Below are 21881 nucleotides of genomic sequence, written 5' to 3' on the forward strand. Positions count from 1 at the left end.
TCGCCTCGGTGACCTCGGCGGCGGTCGCGATCGGCTCGGTGAGCACGTCCGCGGCCGGAGCGGCCTCAGCGGCCGGGGCAGCCTCAGCGGCCGGGGCAGCCTCAGCGGCCGGGGCAGCCTCAGCGGCCGGGGCAGCCTCGGCGGCCTTCTCCTCGGTCTTGGCCTCGCCGGTCTTGGCGGTGCCGTTCTGGCTCTCCAGCAGCTCGCGCTCCCAGGCAGCCAGCGGCTCTTCCTGGCCCAGCTCCTCGCCGGCAGCGGCGGAGCCCTGACCCGAGCGGCCCATCAGGCCGTCGGCGACGGCGTCGGCGACGACCCGCGTGAGCAGGCCGACCGAGCGGATCGCGTCGTCGTTCCCCGGGATCGGGTAGTCGACCTCGTCCGGGTCGCAGTTGGTGTCCAGGATGCCGATGATCGGCAGCTTCAGCTTGCGCGCCTCGTCGACCGCGAGGTGCTCCTTCTTGGTGTCCACGATCCACACGGCGGCCGGAACCCGGGCCATGTCGCGGATACCGCCGAGGGTCTTGAGCAGCTTGTCGTGCTCGCGACGCTTCTGCAGCAGCTCCTTCTTGGTGACACCGGAAGCGGCCACGTCGTCGAAGTCGATCAGCTCGAGCTCCTTGAGGCGCTGGAGCCGCTTGTTGACGGTCTGGAAGTTGGTCAGCATGCCGCCCAGCCAGCGCTGGTTCACGTACGGCATCCCGACGCGGGTCGCCTGCTCGGCGATCGCTTCCTGGGCCTGCTTCTTGGTACCGACGAACAGGATCGCTCCACCGGACGCCACGGTGCTACGCACGAACTCGTAGGCGCGGTCGATGTACGACAGCGACTGCTGGAGGTCGATGATGTAGATGCCGTTGCGCTCAGTGAGGATGTAGCGCTTCATCTTCGGGTTCCAGCGCCGGGTCTGGTGTCCGAAGTGCACGCCGCTCTCGAGCAGCTGCTTCATGGTCACGACGGCCATGAGTGGTTCTCCTTTTGCAGCCCGGCTTGTGCTTCCGGGCCCTGGTTTGGTTGTACCGCCGCGGATCGGGTGATCCGTGGCTCCTGATGCCCGTCGCGCCGGTCCACCCGGAGTAGCCTCCGGGACCGAGGAACGTCACAGTTTGTGCGGGCATGCGTAGTCGCCCCATCGAGACGGGGCGCCACCGGAAGTGTACGTGACCGCCTGCGCGGAATGCGAACCGGGCACCGTTGTCCACAGGCGCGACATCAGCCGTCCGCGAAGCCCCCGATCACGGCATCTTCCCTGGCATGAACCTCGCCCTGCTGACCCTCGCCACCCTCCCCCTCGCCCCGACCCCGACCGACTGGCCGCTGGAGCCCAGACCCCAGGTGGTCCGCGGCTTCGAGCTACCCGCCAAACCCTGGCTCCCGGGCCATCGCGGCGTCGATCTCGCCGGCCGCCCCGGCCAACCGGTCCTCGCCGCCACCCCCGGCACGATCACGTACGCCGGACCGCTCGCCGGCCGAGGTGTCGTCACGATCACCACCGGAGCCCGGCGTACGACGTACGAACCGGTGATCGCCGCCGTGTCTGTCGGAGCGACAGTGACGACCGGAACGGTCATCGGGCGGCTGTCGGCGGCGGGATCGCATTGCCTGCCGCGAGCCTGCCTGCATTGGGGGCTGCTTCAGGGGAAGGCGTACGTCAACCCGCTGACGCTGGTGCCTGATCGGCCGATTCGTCTACTCCCGCTCGCCGGACAGGAGGCGCATCCGGCGACGGCGCCACCGCCTGCCGCGGCGGCATCGGCGCGTTCACCAGATGGCTCATCAAGGGGAGATCAGCGAACAGCCAAGATCCTGATCGCCGCAACCGCAGCCCTGACGCTGACCGCAGGGCTACTCATCAGACGCGAGTGACCGCCAGTCACTGGTGCGGGAGGTTGAGCTGCCAGGAGACGCCGAAACGGTCGTTGACCCAGCCGAACTTCTTGCTGAACCCGTAGTCCCCCAGCGGCATCAAGGCCCCGCCACCCTCGACCAGCGCGCCGTACAGCCGCTCGAGCTCGGCCTCGTCCGCACAGTCCACGAACAACGACGTCGAAGGCGTGAAGGTGAATCCATGGTGCTGAAAACTGTCGCTGCACATGAACTGCTGCCCGGCCAACGTGAACGTCGCGACCATCACCGAACCCTCCGGCCCGGGACCCTCAGGGCCGTACTTCGCGATCGACACGACCTCGGCGTCGTCGAACAGCGAGAGATAGAACGTCATCGCCGCTTCCGCGCCACCCTCGAACATCAGGAACGTCTTGATCTGCTGCTCGCCCATATCCACTCCCCTGTAGCCACGGCTTATATAAGCCGTGACTGTAGCACGGGTTCAGCTGCCCGGGACGCGCGCCTGCCAGGCGTCCTCGTCCTTCGAACGGCGCTCGACACCGGCCGGAAGCTTGTTCTTGGCGAGATCGACAAGCGTGGTGTTCTCGAGGACGTCGCGCAGGCTCGCGCGGGCCGCGATCCAGACCCGCTGCAGGACGACCGCGTGCTCGTTGTAGGTGACGCTCTCCGGCCGGACCCCCGAGATACTCACGATCGGGCCGTCGACCGCGCGCATCACATCGGCGACCGAGATCTCGTTCGGATCGACCGCCAAGCGCCACCCGCCCGACTGGCCGCGCTGGCTCGCCAGCACGCCGGCCCGGCGCAGGTCGGCGAGGATTCCCTGCAGGAAGCCGTGCGGAATGCCCTGCGCCCGGCTGAGCTCCTCGGCCGATACCACCGACGGATCGCTCGCCGCCCATCGCTGGGTGATCTCGATCAGCGCTCGCAACGCATAGTCAGACTTCGCCGAAACCCGCATGCTCCGAAGTCTGCCGCATCCAGCCGCTCACGCGCCGCATGCCCCGCAGGCAGACCCACTCGCAAGCCGCTCCACAGGCCGGCGGGGTCAGGCTCGGGGGTGCGCCTGCTGGAACGCTTGCCGGAGACGTTCGCTGGAGACGTGGGTGTAGATCTGTGTGGTCGCCAACGACGCGTGACCCAGCAGCTCCTGAACACTGCGGAGGTCGGCGCCACCTTCGAGCAAATGGGTCGCCGCAGTGTGGCGCAGGCCGTGCGGTGCGAGATCCGGTGCGTCGACGACGGCCATCCGTTGGTGCACCATCCGCCGTACCGCTCGCTGGTCTATCCGACCACCTCGTGCACCCAGGAACGCCGCCGGACCGCTTCCTTCGCGAACCAACCGCGGGCGCGCCTCAGCAATCCAGCGCTCCAACGCTCGGCCGGCAGGCACGCCGTACGGGACCGACCGCTCCTTTCGGCCCTTGCCGAAGACGCGGACGACGCGGCGTTCACGGTCGATGTCGTCGACGTCGAGAGCGCACAGCTCGCCGACCCGGATTCCGGTCGCGTACAGCAGTTCCATGATTGCGAGATCCCGCAGTCCGACGGGACTACCGTCATCCGCAGCGACAGCGCCCGCGTCGAGGACAGCGCGGGTGTCGGCCTGCCCGAGCACGCCCGGAAGGCTCTTGTGCGGCCGCGGGCTCGCGAGCAACGCTCCGGGATCCGTACTGATCCGGCCGGTCCGGTGGGCCCACGCGGTGAAGACCCTTGCAGCGGTGGCCCGGCGAGCCATCGTGCTGCGGGATTTCCCGAGACTTTGCTGTTTGGCCAGCCAGGACCGCAGACCGCGGATGTCCAGACCCTCGAGATCATCGTGACCAAGCCGAATCAAATGATCGAGTAAATCCGCGACGTCTCCGATGTAGGCTCTCACGGAGTGAGTGCTGAGGTCTCTTTCCGCCGTGAGATGCCGTTCGTAGTCAGCCAGTAACACAGTGAAACCTTCCGGCCTGGAAGGGTTTCCGCTGACATCGTCCGGCGTCATGTCTCGACGATGCGTGAGGCGACCTGGCATCGCAAGCCACCGCGCGGGAACCGGGAAAAGGAGGTCTGGTCGATAGCCCAACGGTCGACTACTGTTCGGCCCGATTGCCCTAGTAGCAACGGAGGCACCCCTGACCATGGCCCCCTCAGCGAACGGACAGACCGTAGGCCGGCGCCTGCCGGTCGAGTCGGCGTTCACTCGAGTCGAGGACGCGCGGCACCGTCTGCCGCGTTTGTTCGGTCGTCGCGACCTGGTCGTTCTCGGCCTGGGCGTGATGATCGGCTCCGGCATCTTCAGCATCAGCGGCGTCCAGGCGGCCAATGTCGCCGGACCGGCAGTGATCCTGTCGTTCGTGATCGCCGCGATCGTCTGTCTGCTGGCCGCGGCCTGCTACGCGGAACTGTCCTCCACGATCCCGGTCTCCGGTAGCGCGTACACCTTCAGCTACGTGACGTTCGGCGAGGCGTGGGCGTGGCTGGTCGGCTGGGCACTCGTCCTCGAACTCGTCACCGCGGCCGCCATCGTCGCGCGGGTCTGGTCGGCGTACTTCGTCGCCACGCTGGACGGATTCGGGGTCACGCTGCCCAGCGGGGTGGCGCAGTTCTTCGGGCCGGAGGCAAAGGTCAACCTCGTTGCCCCGTTGTTGCTGGTGGTCCTGACCGTGCTGATCGTCACCGGCACCAAGCTGTCGGCGCGCGTGCTGACGATCGTCGTGATCGCCAAGGTCGCGGTCATTCTGCTCGTCGTGATCGTCGGTGCGACACACATCAACATGGCGAACTACCACCCGTTCGTGCCGCCGTCCCGGGCCGCACCCGCGACGGCGAGTCCGACCTTGCTGGGCTGGATTCTCGACTCGTCGTTCGGCTCGTTCGGGACGATGGGCATCTTCACCGCGGCGAGCACGATCGTGTTCGCCTACATCGGCTTCGACCTGATCGCGACCGCGTCGGAAGACGCGCGCAGCCCGCGCAAGACCGTCCCGCAAGGCATGTTGCTCGGCGTCGGCGCGGTGACGATCCTCTACATCGCGATGGCGGTCGTGCTGGTCGGCATGCGCCCGTACGGCAAGCTCGGTGGGGCTGCCCCGGTTTCGGAAGCGATGGCGGCTGTCGGCGTCGGATGGGCCGCGAAGGTGGTCAATCTCGGGGCATTGCTCGCGTTGATGACCGTGATCATGGTGGTCCTCATCGCGCAGAGCCGAGTGCTGTTCAACATGGGCCGCGACGGTCTGCTGCCGAAGAGCCTCGGCCGGGTCAGCCGGGTGTACTCCTCCCCCGCTCGCGCGGCCACCGCGGCCGGCATCGCCGCACTGGCGCTCACGCTGTACCCGAAGGTGCTGGAACTCGAGGAGCTGCTGGTCATCGGTGCGCTGTTCTGCTTCGCGTTCTGCGCGATCGGCGTACTGACGTTGCGACGCTCCGAGCCCAACCTGGAGCGTGGCTTCCGAGTACCGATGGTGCCGCTGATCCCGTTGCTGTCGCTGGCGGCCACCGTGTGGCTGATGCTGAACATGAAGACGAGCACCTGGACCAAGTTCGGCGTGTGGATGCTCATCGGTGTCGCGATCTACGCCTTGTACGGCCGCTGGCACAGCCGCCTCGCCAACGAGGACAGCTGGGACTTCGACCTGGGTGACACCGACCCCGGCACCGGCGGCTTCCAAGCCATCCGCCCCGAACCCGACCGCCACACCCCCGAACTCCGCGCCATCCGCACCCCACCCGACCAACAACCCGCCAAAACCCCCCGCGGCAAACACATGCGCAACTAACCGCCCCCATTCCTGTCCCCCTCCCGCCACGAACCGGGGGACTGAACAGGATCTGGGGACCATGAACAAGCAATAACCTGTCCAAACCCACCGCAAAGCGCGCAAGCACCCCACGCCCGCCCCGACCGTCGGCCCTCAAGCTCCACAGCCCTCCGGATCGGTCGAGAGCGCCGTCCGCTGAGGACCTGACCGTCGGCGGACATCCAGCGACCGCTGCGGGTGAAGGCGAGGTTGGGTTTGTCAGGCGCCGGCCGCTCAGGGCTCTGGGCCGTTGGCGGAGGGCCAGCCACCCGCGGCGGGTCAAGACGAGGGTTGGGGGCCTGAGGCATCCACCGACATCCAGCTGCCGCCGGCGAAGGCCAGGGTGGGCTTGTTATGTGCCGCCCGCTGAGGGCCCTAGACCGCTGGCGGATGCCCCACCGCTGCGACTGAGACGAGGGTGGGGTCGTTAGGTCCCAGCCGGTGGGGGTTTGAGGCATTCGCGGACGTCCAGCCGCTGCAGGCGAAGGCGAGGGGGTTGTTGGGTGCCAGCCGCTGAGGGCCTGGGACGTTGGCGGATCCCAGGCGAGGCTGCTGTTAGGGCGTGGGTGGGGGTGTTAGGTGCCAGCCGGTGGGGGTTTGGGTGGTTAGGGCGAGGGCTGTTAGGGACTCCAGGGCTTGTTGGGTTGTGGGGAGGTCTAGGCCGGCGGTGATGGCTATGCGGGTTGCGGGGGCTGGGGTGTGGACGGGGACGGCGTCCAAGGTGCGTTGGAGGTCTGTGGGGAGGGTGTCGGTGAGGGTTTCTGGGGCGCGGGGGTGTGGGGTGAGGCTGGTGCCGAACGGGGCGGTTGCTTCGATGATGTCGGCGACGTTGGTGGCTAGTACCGCGTTGCGTTCGCGGACCAGTAGGTGACTGCCTGCGGACATGCGGGATGTGATGGGGCCGGGGACGGCGAGGACTGCGCGGCCGCATTGTTCGGCCCAGCCGGCGGTGTTGAGGGCGCCGCTGCGTATGGCGGCCTCGATGACGACCGTGCCTTGGGTGGCTGCGGCGATGAGTCGGTTGCGGGTGAGGAAACGTAGCTTCGTGGGTGAGCAGCCGGGTGGGAGTTCGCTGACGACGAGACCGTCTTCGGCGATCCGGCTGAGGAGGGCCGAGTTGCGTTTCGGGTAGCTGACGTCGACACCGCAGGCGAGGACCGCGATCGTCAGGCCGGCGGCGGCGAGGGTGCCGCGGTGGGCGGCTGCATCGATGCCGAAGGCACCTCCCGAGACGACTGTTACTCCGTTGTCGGCGAGGCCGGAGGCGAGCTCGGCGGCTACGTGTTCGCCGTACGACGAGCAGGCGCGGGCGCCAACCATGGCGATGGCTCGGGTGAGGACGGCTCGGAGATTGGGTTTGCCGCGGACCCACAGGCCGAACGGGACGCCGGCGCGGCGCGAGAGCTGGCCTGCGTCTTCGAGGATCTCCACCTGGTCGGGCCATTCGTCGTCGCCGGGGATGACGAAGCGGGCGCCGACCGCGGCGGCGCGTTCGAGGTCTCGGTGTGGGTCGGCGCCGGCAAGTCGCGTGGACCAGCGGTCGAGGTCGGGATCGTTCTGCTGCAGGCGGTCCCAGATCTCCAGCGGTGCCATCCCGTCGAAGGCTTTTAGCGCGGCGAGATCACCGGGCTCGACAACCCGCGACAGCCCCACCCGAGCCAACCGCTCCGCATCGCCATTGCCATCAGCAACCACTAGTGTCCCAACATCCCCTCCCCCTGAACCAACCCCCGAAGCACGCAATGCGCCCGCCCGCACCGCCCCCACACGCGCAGCGCCCGCAGCTACCGCCGCTCCCGCGGCGCCTCCACCCGAGGCGCCCACGTCCACGGCACCCGCATCCGAGGACGATGACGGGGGCGAGGGCGGGCTGGTGAACGGGGTCGGCGACAGGGCGGGCATCAGGCCGAGGAGGGTCGGGGTGGAGGGGGTGGGATGGCGGGTCATTGGGAAGGTCCTTTGAGGGGGCGTTGGTCGGAGAGTGGGGTCAGCGGGGTGCCGGAGCGGAGTTGGAAGGCTTCGTGGGTCTGGTGAATGGTGGGGGTCGGGAGGTCGGCCAGGTCGGTGAGGGTCCAAGCGACGCGGATGACTCGGTCGAAGCCTCGGGCGGTGAGGCGGCCGGCGGCGTAGTGGTCTTCCAGGAGTTGTTGGCTGGCGTCGTCCAAGGGGTGTTCGCGGCGCAGGACCGGGCCGGGGACTTCGCTGTTGAGGGTCCAGGCGGTGTCGCGGTAGCGGTGGGTCTGGCGGTCGCGGGCGGTGTGGACGCGGGCGGCGACGACGGCGGTCGACTCCGCTGCTTCGCCGGTGCTGATCCGGCGCGCGGCGGGGAGGATCTGGCGTTGGATGTCGAGGCGGTCCTTGATCGGGCCGCTGATCCGTTGGCGGTATCGCGCGAGGACCTGCGGTGTGCAGCTGCAGATGCCCTGCTCGGTGCCGGCGAGGCCGCAGGGGCACGGGTTCGCCGCGAGGACGAGCATGAAACGGGCCGGGAACTTCGCGACCGCGGCTGCGCGGTGGACCTCGACGAAGCCGGACTCGAGCGGCTGGCGCAGCGTGTCGAGCGTCAGCGGATGCATCTCGGGCGCCTCGTCGATGAACAGGATGCCGCGATGCGCGCAGCTGATGGCGCCGGGCCGCGGCACGCCCGAACCGCCACCGACGAGGCTCGCCAGCGATGCCGTGTGGTGTGGCGCGATGAACGGTGGGCGGACGACGAGCTCGGCGTCGTTGGTGAGCAGCCCGGCGAGTGAGTGGACGGCCGAGACCTCGAGGGAGTCGTCCATGCTCAGTTCGGGCATGAGCCCGGCCAGCCGTTCCGCGAGCATGGTTTTGCCCGAGCCCGGCGGGCCGTGCAGGAACAGGTGATGGCCACCGGCCGCCGCGGCCTCGATCGCCCGCCGGCCCTCGAACTGGCCGATGACGTCGTCGAGATCCACCGCCGGGACCCGGGTCAGCGATTCCGAGACCAGGCGTGGCTCGGCGCGCGACGGCGCTTCGTCAGGGATCTCGACGCCGCGAAGCAGAGCCAGCACCTGACGGAGCGAGCGAGCGCCGTACACCTGGATGCCGGGGACGAGGCGGGCTTCGCCGACGTTCAGGTCGGGTACGACGATGCGGTCGAAGCCGGCGCGGGACGCGGCAAGGGTCATCGCGAGCGCGCCGCGGACCTCGCGAATCCGGCCGTCGAGGCCGAGCTCGCCGATGATCGCCGTCCGGCGGAGCGCCTCCGGCTCGACGACGCCGGCAGCCGTGAGCAGCGACAGCGCGATGGCGACGTCGTAGTGCGAGCCGGTCTTCGGCAGGGTCGCCGGTGACAGGCCGATGGTGACCTTGCGGTCGGGGAATCGCTCGCCGCTGTTCACCACGGCGGCGCGGACGCGGTCGCGGGCTTCGGACAGGGACGCGTCAGGGAGTCCGATGAGGGTCGTCTTCGGCAGGCCCTGGGCGATGTCGGCCTCGACCTCGACGAGGTGGCCTTCCAGCCCGACCAGGGCGACGGACCAGGTCTGTGCGAGCGGCATCAGGCCGCACCTCGCACGTGGTCCACGCTCGGTGGCGTGTCGTGGTCGAACAGGATCGCGATGACGTCGATCCGGATCTCGGCCGGTCTGAGCTGATGGGTCTGTAGCCAGCGGCCCGCCAGCTTCCGGAGCGTGGCGAGCTTCCGGTAGGTGACTGCCTCCAGCGGGCTGCCGTAGTTCAGCCCGCGGCGGGTCTTGACCTCACAGACGACCAGCGTGTCGCCCTCGCGCGCCACGATGTCGATCTCGCCGAGCTCGCAGCGCCAGTTGCGCTCGAGCACGGCGAAACCGTGCGTGCTGAGATACCTCGCGGCGAGATCCTCGCCGTACCGTCCGACGGTGTTCCTGGTCCGCATCGATGACCACCTCCGGCAGAGAACATGCCGGGATCAGGCCTCGGAAACGGACCTCACTTTCCGCCTGTGGACAACTTCAGCGACCGAAGTCGGAGTCCTTCGGGACTTCCAGGTCGGATTTCGCGAGCTCTTCGATGTTGACATCACGGAACGTGACGACCTTGGCGTTCTTGACGAACCGGGCGGAACGGTAGACGTCCCAGACCCACGCGTCGGCCATGGTCACCTCGAAGTACACGTCGCCGCCCTCGGTGCGGACCTTCAGGTCGACCGCGTTGCACAGGTAGAAGCGCCGCTCGGTCTCGACGACGTACTTGAAGATCCCGACGACGTCCTTGTACTCCCGATAGAGCTGGAGCTCCATATCGGTCTCGTACTTTTCCAGGTCGTCTGCACTCATCGGCTCTCCACTCCGGTGGGACTGGTCACATTCTGTCCCATAACGGGTCGCATAGTGCGGCGGACATTCTCGAACCGCCGTCGATGTTGTGGGCACGGGCCGTACTCGTCCAGCGCCGCCTGGTGTTCGGGGGTGCAGTAACCCTTGTGGATGCCGAACCCGTACTGCGGGTATTCCTTGTCCCAGTGCTCCATCACCCGGTCCCGCGTCACCTTGGCAATCACGGACGCCGCGGCGATGCAAGCCGCCACGCGGTCGCCCTTCCAGATCGCCAGACCCGGTACGCCGAGCCCGTCGACGCCGAACCCGTCGGTGAGCACGTACGACGGCCGGACGTCGAGCCGGAACAGCGCCCGGCGGAGCGCCTCGACGTTCGCCACGTGCATGCCGAGCCGGTCACACTCGGGCGCTTCGATGGCCACCACCGACCAGGCCAGCGCACGCTTGCGGACCTCGTCGTAGCAGCGGTCCCGCGCTTTCGCGGTGAGCAACTTGGAGTCGGCCAGCCCCGGGATCTGACCGCGCTTGCCGTCCGGCAGGATCACCGCGGCCGCCACCAGCGGACCGGCGCACGGCCCGCGGCCGGCCTCGTCGACGCCCGCGATCGGGTCCAGGCCGACGCGGCGCAGGGCGCGCTCGTACCCGTACAGCCCGGCGTCCCGCCGTACCGTGCTTCCGCGCGGCAGCGCGCTCATCCAGCCCTCCGCATCACACCGTCCACCCTAGATAACAGAGGCGACGGATGCTCACTTAGGTGGTGGCGTGAGGGAGATCGAGGGCTTGTCCGGCGGCGGACCGGCGGCCGGCACCGACTTGAACGTGTCCGGTACGCCGAGTTTGCCCCAGCGACCCGCCGGCCAGACGATCATGATCGCCCGCCCGGTGACCTTGTCGAGCGGCACGAACGCCGCGTCGCCCTGGTTGCCACCGTTCGCGTCGACGTCCTGGAGGTGCACGCGAGAGTCCCCGGAGGCGGACCGGTGGTCGCCCATCACGAAGATCTTGCCGGCCGGAACGGTGACCTGGAAGTCCATCTGGGACGGCGCGTCACCCGGGTAGAGGTAGCTGGTCTCGTCGAGCGGCTGACCGTTCACCAGCAGCCGGCCCTTGGAGTCACAGCAGGCGACCTTGTCACCCGGCATCCCGATCAGGCGCTTGATCAGGTGGCCGTGGCTGGAATCGGGCAGCAGGCCGACGATCTCGAAGAACCGGCCGATCGAGCCACGCTTCTGGCCGCTCTCCTCCGGGCCGAGCCAGCCGCCCGGGTCCTCGAACACGACCACGTCACCGCGCTTGACATCGGTGAGCTTCTCCACCACGACCCGGTCACCGACCAGCAGGGTGTTCTCCATCGACTCGCTCGGGATGATGAACATCTGCCCGACGAACGCCCGCAGGATCGATGAGACGATCAGCGCGCCGACCACGATCAGCACGAACTCGCGGGCCGCCGCTCCGAAGCCCGAGCGGTGGGCGGATTTGGCGTCCGTCTTGGTCGGTGTATCGGTCACTTCTTCAGCCCCGGCTTCTTGAAGGTATCCGGAGGACGCAGCATCGTCATCCGGTCAGACGGCCAGATTACGCAACAGGCCCGGCCAACCACGTTCTCGACCGGCACGAATCCACCGCCGGGACCGCCCATGTGGGCACGGGAGTCGGCGGATTGCGCGCGGTTGTCCCCCATCACCCACAGGTGACCGGCCGGCACCAGCACGTTGAACGGCACCTCGGACGGCTTGGCATCCTTCAAAAGGTACTCCCGCTCGTCCAGCGGGATGCCGTTGACGGTGATCTGCCCCTGTTTGTTGCAGCAGATCACCCGGTCGCCGCCGATCCCGATCACCCGCTTGACCAGGTGTCCCTCACCGCTGCGCGGCAGGATGCCGACGAACTCACCGATCCGGCGCACCGTGCCCGGCTGGGCCTCGGCCTCGTTCAGCCAGTTGGCCGGGTCCTTGAACACGATGATGTCACCGCGGTCGACGTCCCGGTGCAGGTAGCTGATCTTCTCGGCGAGGATCCGGTCGTCCTTCGTCAGCGTGTCGTACATCGACTCGGACGGGACGTAGAACGCCTCCGCGACGAACAACCGCAGGACCACCGTGATGACGAGCGCGAGCACCGTGACGGTGCTCATCTCGACGAGCAGGCTGAGCAGCGGATTCCGCTGCTTCAGCCTGCGGTGCCGCCCCTTGCTGCGACGTGCCCTCGAGACCGGGCGAGGGCGAGCGCGAGTCGCAGTGCTCGGCGCCATAGGTGACCGTCGTCGTTAGGACGTCAGGACGCCGGAACTTCGCGCTTCTCCTTGATCTTGGCTGCCTTGCCGCGCAGCTCGCGCAGGTAGTACAGCTTCGCGCGGCGCACGTCGCCGCGGGTCACGACCTCGATCTTCTCGACGATCGGGGTGTGCACCGGGAAGGTGCGCTCGACGCCGACGCCGAAGCTGACCTTGCGGACCGTGAAGGTCTCCTGCAGGCCGCCACCCTGGCGCCGGATCACCACACCCTTGAACACCTGGACGCGGGAGCGGTTGCCCTCGACGACCTTGACGTGCACGTTGACGGTGTCGCCGGCGCGGAAGGCGGGGATGTCATCGCGCTTGCTGGAGTTGTCCAGCTCGTTCAGGACGTTGGTCATCAGGTGTCTCTTTCTCGCGCGTGCCACAGGTCACCCACGATTCTCGGTGGTGATGAAGTCATCAAAAGGCTGCCGGTCGGTGGTCACCCCCTGTGGCAGGAGCACCGAAGGGCAGCAGCAGACAATCTTGCCACACGCCCCACACCGTGACGAAATCAGGCCGCCCCGGCAGCAGAGGGTGAGAACCCGACGCCCACGACCGGGCTTATTTCCGGCGGCGCCGCTTGGCGAGGTGGACCAGGTCGACCTTCGGCGTCTGCGGCTCCCGCCGGGTCTCGCGGTACCCCGCCTTCTGGTACAGCGCGAGGTTCCGGTCGCTCAGCGCACCGGTGTTCAGCGTGTACGACGTCACCTCGGCGGGCGCGAGTCGCTCGGCGGCCCGGAGGAGGCGGGCGCCGAGACCGCGACCCTGCCAGTCCGGTGCGACCACCAGGCGCTCGATGTGGCCCACCGAACCGTCGACGGTCAACTGGACGGCGCCGACGATCCGAGCACCCGCAACTGCCTTCAGGACGATCGCGCGTTCGACGCGGGCCGCCGTATCGGCGACGTCCGCGGTGAGCGGCGGGATCGTGTAGTCGTCGTACAGCCGGGCCTCGGACAGGAACGCGGCCAACTGCAGCACGTGGATCTCGCCGGCGTCGGCGATTGTTGCGGGGAGCACCCGTACGGCGTCGGCGTCGTCCTTCTCGGCGAGCGCGTCGCCCCAGGCCGCCAGGAGATCCGGCCGGCGTTCCGAAGTACGGCGTACCGACTCCTCGTGGCGCCAGTCGGCGATCAGGCCGTGGTTCCCGGACAGCAGTACCTCGGGTACGTCGTGTCCGCGCCAGCTCGTCGGCTTGGTGTAGACCGGGTACTCCAGCAGGCCGTCGCCAGAGTGCGACTCCTCCGCGAGGGACTCCGGGTTGCCGATCACGCCAGGCAGCAGGCGCGCGACTGCCTCGACCATCACGAGGACAGCGACCTCCCCGCCGTTCAGCACGTAATCGCCGATCGACACCTCGTCGACGCGCATCCGCTCCCCCGCGTACGCCGCGACGCGCGCGTCGATGCCTTCGTAGCGACCGCAGGCGAATGCGAGCCACGGCTCGGCCGCGAGCTCATAAGCGAGGTCCTGGGTGAACGGACGCCCCGCCGGTGTCGGGACGATCAACCGGGGTTGCGCAGGACCGTCGACGGGCGCGATCGCATCGAGGGCCTGGCCCCAGGGCTCCGGCTTCATGACCATGCCCGCGCCGCCGCCGTACGGGGTGTCGTCGACGGACCGGTGCCGGTCGTAGGTCCACTCGCGCAGGTCGTGCAGGTGAATGTCCAGCAGGCCGCTCTTGGCCGCCTTGCCGACCAGCGAGACGTCCAGGGCGGCCAGGTACTCCGGGAAGATCGTGACGACGTCCAGACGCATGTCAGTCGGCGTCCGGCTCGGTCTGGACCACCTCGGCGCCCTCCGGGTCCAGCAGACCGGGGCGGTCGGCGACGACGACGTACTGCTTGTCCAGGTTCAGTTCCGGGACCAGTTCCTCGACGAGCGGCACCAGCACGATGTTGCCCGCCGTACGGCGGATCTCCAGGAGGTCCTGCGACGGCAGGTGCACGACGTCGGTCACCGCTCCGACCTCGGCACCGTCGGTGGTGCGGACCGCGAGACCGATCAGGTCGCGGTCGTAGTACTCGTCCGGGTCCTCCGGGCGCTCGTCGTCCGAGACCTCGGCCTGCACGAACAGATTGCGCAGCTGCTCGGCCGCGGTCCGGTCCGGCGCCTCGGCGAACTTCACCAGCAGCTTCCCGCTGTGCCAGCGGCTCGACTCCACGGTCAGAGTGCGCGCCACCTTGGCCTCCGTCACCACGGTCGCACCGTCCGCGAACCGCCGGTCCGGCTCGTCGGTGCGCACGTCGATACCGACCTCGCCCTTGATCCCGTGTGCGCGGCCGATCCGCCCGACAGTCACCAACACCTGCACTACTCCTTTGTACGAGATGAAGGGCCGCACCCCAGACCGGGTGCGGCCCTTCACAGGACTACTCGAGTCAGCGGCGCGGGCGCCGGTTGAACTCGTCGACGAAGTCGATGCGCAGCGAGGACTCGGAGCTGAGGGCGCCGACGACGGTGCGGATCGCGGTCGCGGTACGGCCGTTGCGGCCGATCACCTTGCCGATGTCGTCGGGGTGGACGTGCACCTCGAGGGTGCGGCCACGCCGCAGGTTCCGGGCCCGGACGCTGACGTCGTCGGGGTTGTCCACGATGCCTCGGACCAGGTGCTCGAGCGCCTCGGTCTCCATCATCGTCAGGCCTCGGTGGTCTCGGCCTTGGCCTCTTCGGCCTTCGGCTCCGCCTTGGCGTCGTCGGCCTTGGGCTCCTCGGCCTTCGCCTCGTCAGCCTTGGGGGCCTCGGCGGCGTCGTCCTTCTTGTCAGCCTTCTTCGCCGTCTTCTTGGCGGTGACGGCCTCGGTCTTCAGCGAGCCGTGGGCCTCGGCCAGCGCCTCGTTGAAGATCTCCTGCTTGTCCCGCTTCGGCTCCTTGACCCGCAGCGGCGCGGGGGCCGGCAGGCCCTTGAACTGCTGCCAGTCGCCGGAGGCCTTGAAGATCGCCTCGACGGCCTCGCTCGGCTGCGCGCCGACGCCCAGCCAGTACTGCGCCCGCTCCGAATCGACGCGGATGAACGAGGGCTCGGTCTTCGGGTTGTAGATCCCGATCTCCTCGATCGCCCGGCCGTCCCGCTTGGTGCGGGCGTCCATCACGACGATGCGGTAGTGCGGGGTGCGCTTCTTGCCGATGCGCTTCAAACGGATCTTGACTGCCACGTTTGTGGGGTCTCCCTCGGAAATACATGTCTGGGTGAGCGCCACGGGTCGTCGTGGGGACAACGGGGTGAACACTCGGATGGGCCGACCGGGCCGTGGAGTTAGAGGGCTGCACAAACCTGGACGGACTCAGCCTGACATTGTGCCAGATTCCCCGTCGCCAACCAATTCCAGCACCCTCCGGCATCTCGCGGCTCGTTGACGGCAACCCTCAGCCTCGAGCAGCTCGTGGTCACGCGGCGAGCTCGGTCGGCGACGCCGCGTGGAACGAACGGGTCAGTGCTTGATGAACTGCGCGAGTCCGGGGAGTTCGGCGGCGTACGTGTCGAGCAGCTTGTGTGCCACCGTGACCGAGTCGATCAGCGGATGCCACGCGAACGCGCGCAGCGCCTCGTCCCGCGAGCCCGACGCGGCGGCCTGGATGGTCGTTCGTTCGACGGCCTTCACCGAGCAGACCAGGCCGGCCTGATGGTCGGTCAGCTGCGACACCGCCACCGGTAGCGCACCGTTGGCGTCCACCGTGCACGGGATCTCCACCACCGCGTCGTCGTCGAGCTGACGCAGTACGCCGCGATTGCGCACGTTGAGGATCAGCGAGGCCCGTTCGTTGTGCGCGATCGCCCGCATCAACGACAGCGCGACCTGCTCGTACCCACCGGCCGCCATGTCGCGCTCGTCCCGCTCCCCCGCGTCGGCGACCTCACGGCTCTCCACCATGTACGTCGACTCACGCTCGGCCCGCGTCTTCTGCCACAACTCCAACGCCTGCCCGGGATGCTCCCCGGTCTCGGCGTAGAAAGCAGACTGCTGCGCCAGCAAGAACGTTCCGCGCGTCTGCTGCACACCCTGTACGGCGGCCAGCGTCTCGCGCGCGAAGTAGTAATAGTGCAAGTACTCGTTCGGAATCGACCCGAGCGACCGCAGCCACTCCGCACCGAACAGCCGGCCCTCTTCGAACGAGGACAGCGCATCAGCCGACTGCAGGAGGTCCGGCAGCCGATCCACTCCACCGGACCGCAACCCACGCAGCCAGCCGAGGTGATTCAGCCCGGCGTAGTCGTAGAACGCGGTCGACGGATCCACTCCGAGCGCCAGCGCGGCCCGACGCCCCAGTCCGGACGGGGAGTCGCAGATACCGATCACCCGGTCGCCCAGGTACGGAATCATCGCCTCGGTCACCATGCCGGCCGGGTTGGTGAAGTTGATGGTCCACGCGTCCGGTGCGACCGCCGCGATGCGCTGGGCGATCTGTACGGCGACCGGAAGCGTCCGCAGTCCATAAGCGATCCCACCGGCGCCGACCGTTTCCTGCCCGAGTACGCCGAGGTCCAGCGCGACCCGCTCGTCGACGGTCCGCCCCTCGAGTCCACCGACCCGGATCGCGGAGAAGATGAAGTCCGCACCGCGCAGCGCCTCGTCGAGATCCGTCGTCTCAGTCACGACGGGAGCGTCGGCGATACCGGCTGCTTGTTGGTGCAGCACGGCAGCGATCGCCGACAGTCGGGTGCGATCGGCGTCGTACAGGACGACGGATGTGATCCGTCCGGCGCCGCGGTCGCCCAGCAAGGCGTGGTACACGAGCGGCACGCGGAAGCCGCCCCCGCCCAGGATCGTCAGTCTCACGCGAGCACCACCTGCACTCCTGCCTCGGTCAGTTGGGCCCTGGTCGCCTCGTCGGCGCCGGGCTCGGTCACCACCATGGAGAGTTCCCCCGGCTCACACACCCGGGCAACCCCGTGCCCCGGGAACTTCGTCCGGTCGGCGAGCAGCACCACCTGGTCGGCGGCCTTGATCATGGCTCGTTTGACCGGCACCTCGATCATCGTGCTGTCCATCACCCGGCCGTCGGGCCGGACACCACTGGTCCCCAGGAACAGCCAGTCGACGTGGATCTGCCGCAGGCTCTCCTCCGTCAGGTATCCGACCAGGGACCGGTAGCTGCGCCGCACGAAACCACCGAGCACGATCAGCTCGACCTGCTCGTCGTTCTGCAACTCCTCCAGTACGGCGAGGTTGCTGGTCACCACCGTCAACGAGCGCCCGTGCAAGTGCTGCGCGACGCGAAGTGCCGTCGTACCGATGTCGAGCAGGACGGACTCGCCGTCGGCCACCAACTCGGCGGCGCGGCGCGCGATCCGGTCCTTCTCCTCGGCATGGACGGCGTTCACGTCGGCGAACGGCTCGTCGCCACCGTCGACGGCCAGCGCACCGCCGTACACCCGGGTCAGGCGGCCCTCGGCGTGCAACTGCTCGAGGTCGCGGCGGATGGTCGCCTCGCTGACGCCGAGCTTCTCGGCCAGCACCTTGACGCCCCCGGCCCCATCGGCCCGGAGCGCGCGAACGATCTGATCCTGACGCTGCTTCGGCAACACACGCAGACCGTATCACGCAAACTCCGTCATTTTCAGTCAAAGTTGTGATCAGGTATTGCGGATCTCGTGCAAGAGTTTCAAGATTCATGCACGAGTTTGATCGACCCTGCAGGAGTGTGCTGACGATGCACGAACTGGACGTCTCGGATGGTGCGGTCTCGGATGTCTTCGATGTCGTCGTGTCCGGTCTGGTCTTCCAGGACCTCGTGCTGGGCCTGCCCACCCCGCCCCGGCCGGGCACCGAGGTCTGGGCCACCGAGTCGCACGAGAGCCCGGGCGGGATCGCGAACTTCGCGATCGCGCTGGCCCGGCTCGGGCTGCGCACCGGGATGGCCGCGGTGTTCGGCGCGGACGACCTCGGCGACCGGGTCTGGCGCCGGCTCGCCGATGACGAGGGCGTCGATCTGTCACTCTCCCGCAGACTCGCCGGCTGGCAGACCCCGCTCACAGTGGCCCTTGCCTATGACAACGACCGGGCACTGGTCACGCGGGGCACCCCTCCCCTGCTGTCGGCCGACGAGCTGATCACCACGCCGCCGGTCGCCCGGGCCGTCGCCGCCCACATCGGTCCCTGGCCGAACGAGTGGCTGGCGAAGGCGAAGGCGGCCGGCAGCGTGGTGTTCGCCGACGTCGGGTGGGACCCGACCGAGGAATGGGACCCGGCGGTGCTCGATCAGCTCGCGCACTGCGACGTGTTCCTGCCGAACGCCGACGAGGCGATGGCCTACACCCGGACCACGTCACCCGGCGCGGCACTCGAAGCACTGGCGACGAAGGTCCCGCTGGTCGTCGTGTCGAACGGCGCCGACGGCGCGGAAGCCCTCGACGCGAGGACCGGCGAGCGCGTCGCCGTACCTGCGTATCCGGTCCCGGCGGCGGACACCACCGGGGCCGGTGATGTGTTCGCCGCCGGCTTCATCGCCGCCACGCTCTGGGAGCTGCCGCTGGAGCAGCGGGTGCGGTTCGCCGCCCTGGCCGCGGCGCTGTCCGTCACCCGGCTCGGCGGCGCGGACGCCGCGCCGCGCTGGGACGACCTCGCGGCCTGGCAGGCCGCGCACCCCGAAGACCACCACCTCCAGGCGCTGATCAGCGCACACTCAGGAAGGTAAGAACCATGGAGCTCTCACGTCGGACGCTGCTCGGGGGCTTCGCGGCCGTGGCCGGAGGTTCGCTCGTCGGCTGCTCGTCCGGGATGAACAACGCCGGGGCACCCGCGAAGAAGAACGTCGCCACCGAACTGACCATGTGGTGCTGGCCGGGCGGCCTCGGCAAGTCGGTGCTCGACGACACGATCGCGCACTTCCCGGACCCGAAGATCAAGTACTCCGAGATCGGCGGCGACTTCAAGCAGAAGCTCGTCACCACGTTCAACGGCGGTACGTCGATCCCGGACATCACCGGGCTGAAGGGCGAGGACATCGCCTCGCTGCTCCCCCAGGCCGAGCGCTTCGTCGACCTGAAGACGATCGGCGCGGACTCGGTCCTCGGCGACTACCTGGACTGGAAGGTCAAGCAGGCCACCACACTGGACGGCAAGGTGATCGGCCTGCCGATCGACGTCGGCCCGACCGCGCTGTACTACCGCGAGGACATCTTCGCGGCGGCCGGTCTGCCGAGCGACCCGGCGAAGGTGGCCGACCAGCTGAAGACCTGGGACGACTTCTTCGCGGCCGGTGTCGAGCTGAAGGGCAAGAACCCGAAGGCGCTGCTCGTCTGGGACGCCACCGACCTCTACGACATGGTGGTCGGACAGGGCACCGAGCGGTACATCAACAAGGACAACAAGTTCGTCGGCGACCAGGACCACATCCGCAAGGCCTGGGACACCTCGGTCAAGGCGATGACGCTGAAGATCGACGGCAAGACGCCGAGCGGCAAGCCGGACTGGAACGCCGGCCTCGACCAGGGCACGGTGCCCGCGCACATCGGTGCGGCGTGGGTCGCGCTGGACATCAAGTCCGCGGTCAAGACCAGCGCGGGCAAGTGGCGGCTGGCGCCGACGCCGGGTGGTGCGGCGAACTTCGGCGGCTCGTTCCTCGCGATCACCAAGAACGCGGCCGACCCGCAGAAGGCGTTCGACGTGATCAAGTACATGCTGAGCCCCGACAACGAGGCCAAGGCGTTCGCCGACGCACAGATCTTCCCGTCCACGCCGGCGGCGTACGACAAGCCGCAGCTCAAGGCGGCGGACAAGTTCTTCGGCGGCCAGGTGCCGATCGACGTCTTCGGCCCGGCCGCGAAGACCATCCCGGTCGCGTACCAGAGCCCGTACGACGACTCGGTCGCCGCACCGTTCCACGACGAGCTCAAGACCGTGCAGTCCGGCGCCAAGACCTCCGACGCCGCGTGGGCCTCAGCCGTCTCCAAGGCCAAGGCCATCGCCAAACGTCAGGGCGTGCAGTGACAGTAGCGGCGACGATGGCGGCTGCCGAACGGGTGGCCCAAGCACCGACCCGGCGGATCTGGTCGTACTGGCGGTTCTACCTGGCGCTGTCGCCGTTCTACGTACTGTTCGCGGTGTTCGGGCTGTACCCGATGCTGTCCACGATCGTGCTGGCGTTCCAGCGCTGGGACGGTCTGAACGCGCGGACGTTCACCGGCCTCGACAACTTCGCGTTCCTGGTCAAGGACCCGACGTTCTGGCAGGCGCTGGAGAACACCGTCGTACTGTTCCTGATGTCGACCGTGCCGACGCTGGTGCTCGCCTTGGTGCTCGCGGTGATGCTGCAGTCCGCGGTCCGGTTCACCAACGTCTACCGGATCGCGTACTTCGTCCCGAACGTCACCTCGCTGGTCGCGATGGCGATCTTCTTCAGCTCGATCTTCAGCACCAACTTCGGCCTGGTGAACGCCGCGCTGCGGTCGCTCGGCATCCCGGAACAGGACTGGCTCGGGCAGCCGTGGGGCATCAAGATCGCGATCTCGACGATGATCGTGTGGCAGTGGGTGGGGTACAACACGCTGATCTATCTGGCCGGTCTGCAGGCGATCCCGAAGGAGCAGTACGAGGCCGCCAAGGTCGACGGGGCCGGTGCGGTGCGGACGTTCTTCTCGATCACGTTGCCGCAGCTGCGTCCCGTCGTACTGTTCACCGTCATCATGTCGACGATCGGTGGGCTGCAGACGTTCACCGAGCCGCAGGTGATGGTCGGCAACAGCGGCGGCACCGGGCAGAGCGGCATGACCGTGGTGTTGTTCTTCTACCGGGCCGCGTTCCTGGACAACGACTACGGGTACGCCGCCGCGATCGCGCTCAGCATCTTCGTACTGGTGCTGTTGTTCACGGCCATCAACTGGCGGATCTTCCGCGGCGGGAGTGAGGACCGATGACCCGGTACCGATTGCGCGGGATCGCCCTGCACGGCGCGCTGATCCTGGCCCTGCTGATCTTCTTGTTCCCGTTCGTGTGGACGATCCTGATGGCGTCGAACACGACCGCGGACATCTACCGGTTCCCGCCCAAGTTCACCTTCGGCGGACACTTCCTCGAGAACGTCCGGCACGTGCTCGACAACGTGGCGTTCTTCCAGTCGATGGCGAACACCGCGACGGTCGCGATCTCGACCACGCTGCTGGTGCTGTTCTTCGATTCGCTGGCCGCGTTCACCTTCGCGAAGTTCCGGTTCCCGGGGCGGAACGCGTTGTTCGTGATCCTGCTCGCGACGATGCTGCTGCCGGCGCAGTTGGCCGCCGTACCGCAGTTCCAGACGATGGCGATCCTCGGCTGGGTCGGTTCGCTGAAGGCGCTGATCATCCCCGGCGCCGCGAACGCGTTCGGGATCTTCTGGATGCGGCAGTACTTCAAGAACTCGATCCACGACGAGCTGGTCGAGGCCGCGACGCTGGACGGCTGCGGCTTCTTCGGTACCTACTGGCACGTGGCGCTGCCGTCGGCCCGTCCGGCGCTGGCGTTCCTCGGCATCTTCACCTTCGTGGGCTCGTGGAACGACTACATGTGGCCGCTGATCGTGCTCACCAACCCGAACCACGTCACGCTGCAGGTCGCACTGTCCACGCTGAACCGTTCGCACGGCGTCGACTACAGCATGGTGATGACCGGCGCGCTGCTGGCGATGATCCCGCTGGTGGTCGTCTTCGCGCTCTTCGCCCGCCAGTTCATCAAGGGCGCGACCGAAGGCGCCGTCCGCGGCTGACGGACCGATGTAA

24 protein-coding genes are annotated in these 21881 nt (G+C 68.2%); 6 read left to right on the forward strand and 18 right to left on the reverse strand.

Annotated elements, in window-relative coordinates; all coding sequences use genetic code 11:
* Nucleotides 1–961, reverse strand: a 961-nt coding sequence (rpsB, locus tag ACWGID_RS39905; RefSeq protein ID WP_452204588.1) for a 30S ribosomal protein S2, incomplete at its 3' end; no start/stop codon positions are given.
* A 290-nt stretch (nucleotides 962–1251) separates the two neighbouring features.
* Here rpsB and ACWGID_RS39910 point away from each other — a divergent pair.
* On the forward strand, nucleotides 1252–1863 hold the full coding sequence (locus ACWGID_RS39910; RefSeq protein ID WP_452204589.1) for a M23 family metallopeptidase: 612 nt from the start codon (nucleotides 1252–1254) through the stop codon (nucleotides 1861–1863).
* 7 nt (nucleotides 1864–1870) lie between these two features.
* Here the strand turns inward: ACWGID_RS39910 and ACWGID_RS39915 are convergent, their stop codons facing one another.
* The 3 genes from ACWGID_RS39915 to ACWGID_RS39925 all read right to left on the reverse strand — a co-directional run bounded on the left by ACWGID_RS39915 (nucleotide 1871) and on the right by ACWGID_RS39925 (nucleotide 3835).
* The gene (locus ACWGID_RS39915; RefSeq protein WP_452204590.1) at nucleotides 1871–2275 is read right to left on the reverse strand and encodes a VOC family protein; all 405 of its coding nucleotides are present in this window, start codon (nucleotides 2273–2275) and stop codon (nucleotides 1871–1873) included.
* Between the two features lie 51 nt (nucleotides 2276–2326).
* Nucleotides 2327–2806: an RrF2 family transcriptional regulator gene (locus ACWGID_RS39920; RefSeq protein WP_452204591.1), complete on the reverse strand. Its 480-nt coding sequence runs from the start codon at nucleotides 2804–2806 to the stop codon at nucleotides 2327–2329.
* An 87-nt stretch (nucleotides 2807–2893) separates the two neighbouring features.
* Nucleotides 2894–3835 (reverse strand): tyrosine recombinase XerC, encoded by a 942-nt coding sequence (locus tag ACWGID_RS39925; protein ID WP_452204592.1) that lies wholly within the window; start codon nucleotides 3833–3835, stop codon nucleotides 2894–2896.
* 136 nt (nucleotides 3836–3971) lie between these two features.
* On the opposite strand from ACWGID_RS39925, the gene ACWGID_RS39930 reads away from it, so the two are divergent.
* Nucleotides 3972–5609: an APC family permease gene (locus ACWGID_RS39930; RefSeq protein ID WP_452204593.1), complete on the forward strand. Its 1638-nt coding sequence runs from the start codon at nucleotides 3972–3974 to the stop codon at nucleotides 5607–5609.
* Nucleotides 5610–6185: 576 nt separating this feature from the next.
* Here the strand turns inward: ACWGID_RS39930 and dprA are convergent.
* The 14 genes from dprA to ACWGID_RS40000 all read right to left on the reverse strand — a co-directional run bounded on the left by dprA (nucleotide 6186) and on the right by ACWGID_RS40000 (nucleotide 17714).
* Entirely contained in the window at nucleotides 6186–7283 is a 1098-nt protein-coding gene (gene dprA, locus ACWGID_RS39935; RefSeq protein WP_452204594.1) for a DNA-processing protein DprA, read from the reverse strand.
* A 290-nt stretch (nucleotides 7284–7573) separates the two neighbouring features.
* Complete coding sequence (locus ACWGID_RS39940; RefSeq protein ID WP_452204595.1) at nucleotides 7574–9151, reverse strand: YifB family Mg chelatase-like AAA ATPase; 1578 nt, start codon at nucleotides 9149–9151, stop codon at nucleotides 7574–7576.
* A complete protein-coding gene (locus tag ACWGID_RS39945; RefSeq protein WP_452204596.1) occupies nucleotides 9151–9507 on the reverse strand; it encodes a YraN family protein in 357 nt (118 codons plus the stop codon). The genes ACWGID_RS39940 and ACWGID_RS39945 overlap by 1 nt, the downstream gene beginning before the upstream one ends.
* Before the next feature lie 76 nt (nucleotides 9508–9583).
* The gene (locus tag ACWGID_RS39950) at nucleotides 9584–9907 is read right to left on the reverse strand and encodes a DUF2469 domain-containing protein (protein WP_012922325.1); all 324 of its coding nucleotides are present in this window, start codon (nucleotides 9905–9907) and stop codon (nucleotides 9584–9586) included.
* A complete protein-coding gene (locus ACWGID_RS39955) occupies nucleotides 9904–10602 on the reverse strand; it encodes a ribonuclease HII (RefSeq protein ID WP_452204597.1) in 699 nt (232 codons plus the stop codon). The genes ACWGID_RS39950 and ACWGID_RS39955 overlap by 4 nt, the downstream gene beginning before the upstream one ends.
* A gap of 51 nt (nucleotides 10603–10653) precedes the next feature.
* Nucleotides 10654–11418 (reverse strand): signal peptidase I, encoded by a 765-nt coding sequence (gene lepB, locus ACWGID_RS39960; RefSeq protein WP_452204598.1) that lies wholly within the window; start codon nucleotides 11416–11418, stop codon nucleotides 10654–10656.
* Entirely contained in the window at nucleotides 11415–12044 is a 630-nt protein-coding gene (lepB, locus tag ACWGID_RS39965) for a signal peptidase I (protein WP_452204599.1), read from the reverse strand. The genes lepB (ACWGID_RS39960) and lepB (ACWGID_RS39965) overlap by 4 nt, the downstream gene beginning before the upstream one ends.
* 140 nt (nucleotides 12045–12184) lie before the next feature.
* Entirely contained in the window at nucleotides 12185–12544 is a 360-nt protein-coding gene (rplS, locus tag ACWGID_RS39970) for a 50S ribosomal protein L19 (protein ID WP_452204600.1), read from the reverse strand.
* 205 nt (nucleotides 12545–12749) lie between these two features.
* A complete protein-coding gene (gene trmD / locus ACWGID_RS39975) occupies nucleotides 12750–13946 on the reverse strand; it encodes a tRNA (guanosine(37)-N1)-methyltransferase TrmD (RefSeq protein WP_452204601.1) in 1197 nt (398 codons plus the stop codon).
* Nucleotide 13947: 1 nt separating this feature from the next.
* Nucleotides 13948–14496, reverse strand: coding sequence for a ribosome maturation factor RimM (gene rimM, locus ACWGID_RS39980; RefSeq protein ID WP_452204602.1), 549 nt, complete (start codon nucleotides 14494–14496; stop codon nucleotides 13948–13950).
* A gap of 73 nt (nucleotides 14497–14569) precedes the next feature.
* On the reverse strand, nucleotides 14570–14821 hold the full coding sequence (locus ACWGID_RS39985) for an RNA-binding protein (protein WP_131292053.1): 252 nt from the start codon (nucleotides 14819–14821) through the stop codon (nucleotides 14570–14572).
* 5 nt (nucleotides 14822–14826) lie between these two features.
* The gene (gene rpsP, locus ACWGID_RS39990) at nucleotides 14827–15342 is read right to left on the reverse strand and encodes a 30S ribosomal protein S16 (RefSeq protein WP_452204603.1); all 516 of its coding nucleotides are present in this window, start codon (nucleotides 15340–15342) and stop codon (nucleotides 14827–14829) included.
* A 276-nt stretch (nucleotides 15343–15618) separates the two neighbouring features.
* On the reverse strand, nucleotides 15619–16965 hold the full coding sequence (locus ACWGID_RS39995) for a 6-phospho-beta-glucosidase (RefSeq protein ID WP_452204604.1): 1347 nt from the start codon (nucleotides 16963–16965) through the stop codon (nucleotides 15619–15621).
* The gene (locus ACWGID_RS40000) at nucleotides 16962–17714 is read right to left on the reverse strand and encodes a DeoR/GlpR family DNA-binding transcription regulator (protein ID WP_387776855.1); all 753 of its coding nucleotides are present in this window, start codon (nucleotides 17712–17714) and stop codon (nucleotides 16962–16964) included. Before ACWGID_RS40000 ends, ACWGID_RS39995 begins: the two co-directional genes overlap by 4 nt.
* Before the next feature lie 125 nt (nucleotides 17715–17839).
* Here ACWGID_RS40000 and ACWGID_RS40005 point away from each other — a divergent pair, with 125 nt between their 5' ends.
* The 4 genes from ACWGID_RS40005 to ACWGID_RS40020 are packed head-to-tail and all read left to right on the forward strand — an operon-like array spanning nucleotide 17840 to nucleotide 21868.
* On the forward strand, nucleotides 17840–18823 hold the full coding sequence (locus ACWGID_RS40005; protein WP_452204605.1) for a carbohydrate kinase family protein: 984 nt from the start codon (nucleotides 17840–17842) through the stop codon (nucleotides 18821–18823).
* A gap of 5 nt (nucleotides 18824–18828) precedes the next feature.
* A complete protein-coding gene (locus ACWGID_RS40010; RefSeq protein WP_452204606.1) occupies nucleotides 18829–20118 on the forward strand; it encodes an ABC transporter substrate-binding protein in 1290 nt (429 codons plus the stop codon).
* 14 nt (nucleotides 20119–20132) lie between these two features.
* The gene (locus ACWGID_RS40015; protein ID WP_452204607.1) at nucleotides 20133–21044 is read left to right on the forward strand and encodes a carbohydrate ABC transporter permease; all 912 of its coding nucleotides are present in this window, start codon (nucleotides 20133–20135) and stop codon (nucleotides 21042–21044) included.
* Nucleotides 21041–21868, forward strand: coding sequence for a carbohydrate ABC transporter permease (locus ACWGID_RS40020; RefSeq protein ID WP_452204608.1), 828 nt, complete (start codon nucleotides 21041–21043; stop codon nucleotides 21866–21868). Before ACWGID_RS40015 ends, ACWGID_RS40020 begins: the two co-directional genes overlap by 4 nt.
* Nucleotides 21869–21881 lie beyond the last annotated feature (13 nt).

Source organism: Kribbella sp. NPDC054772 (genome assembly GCF_053611945.1).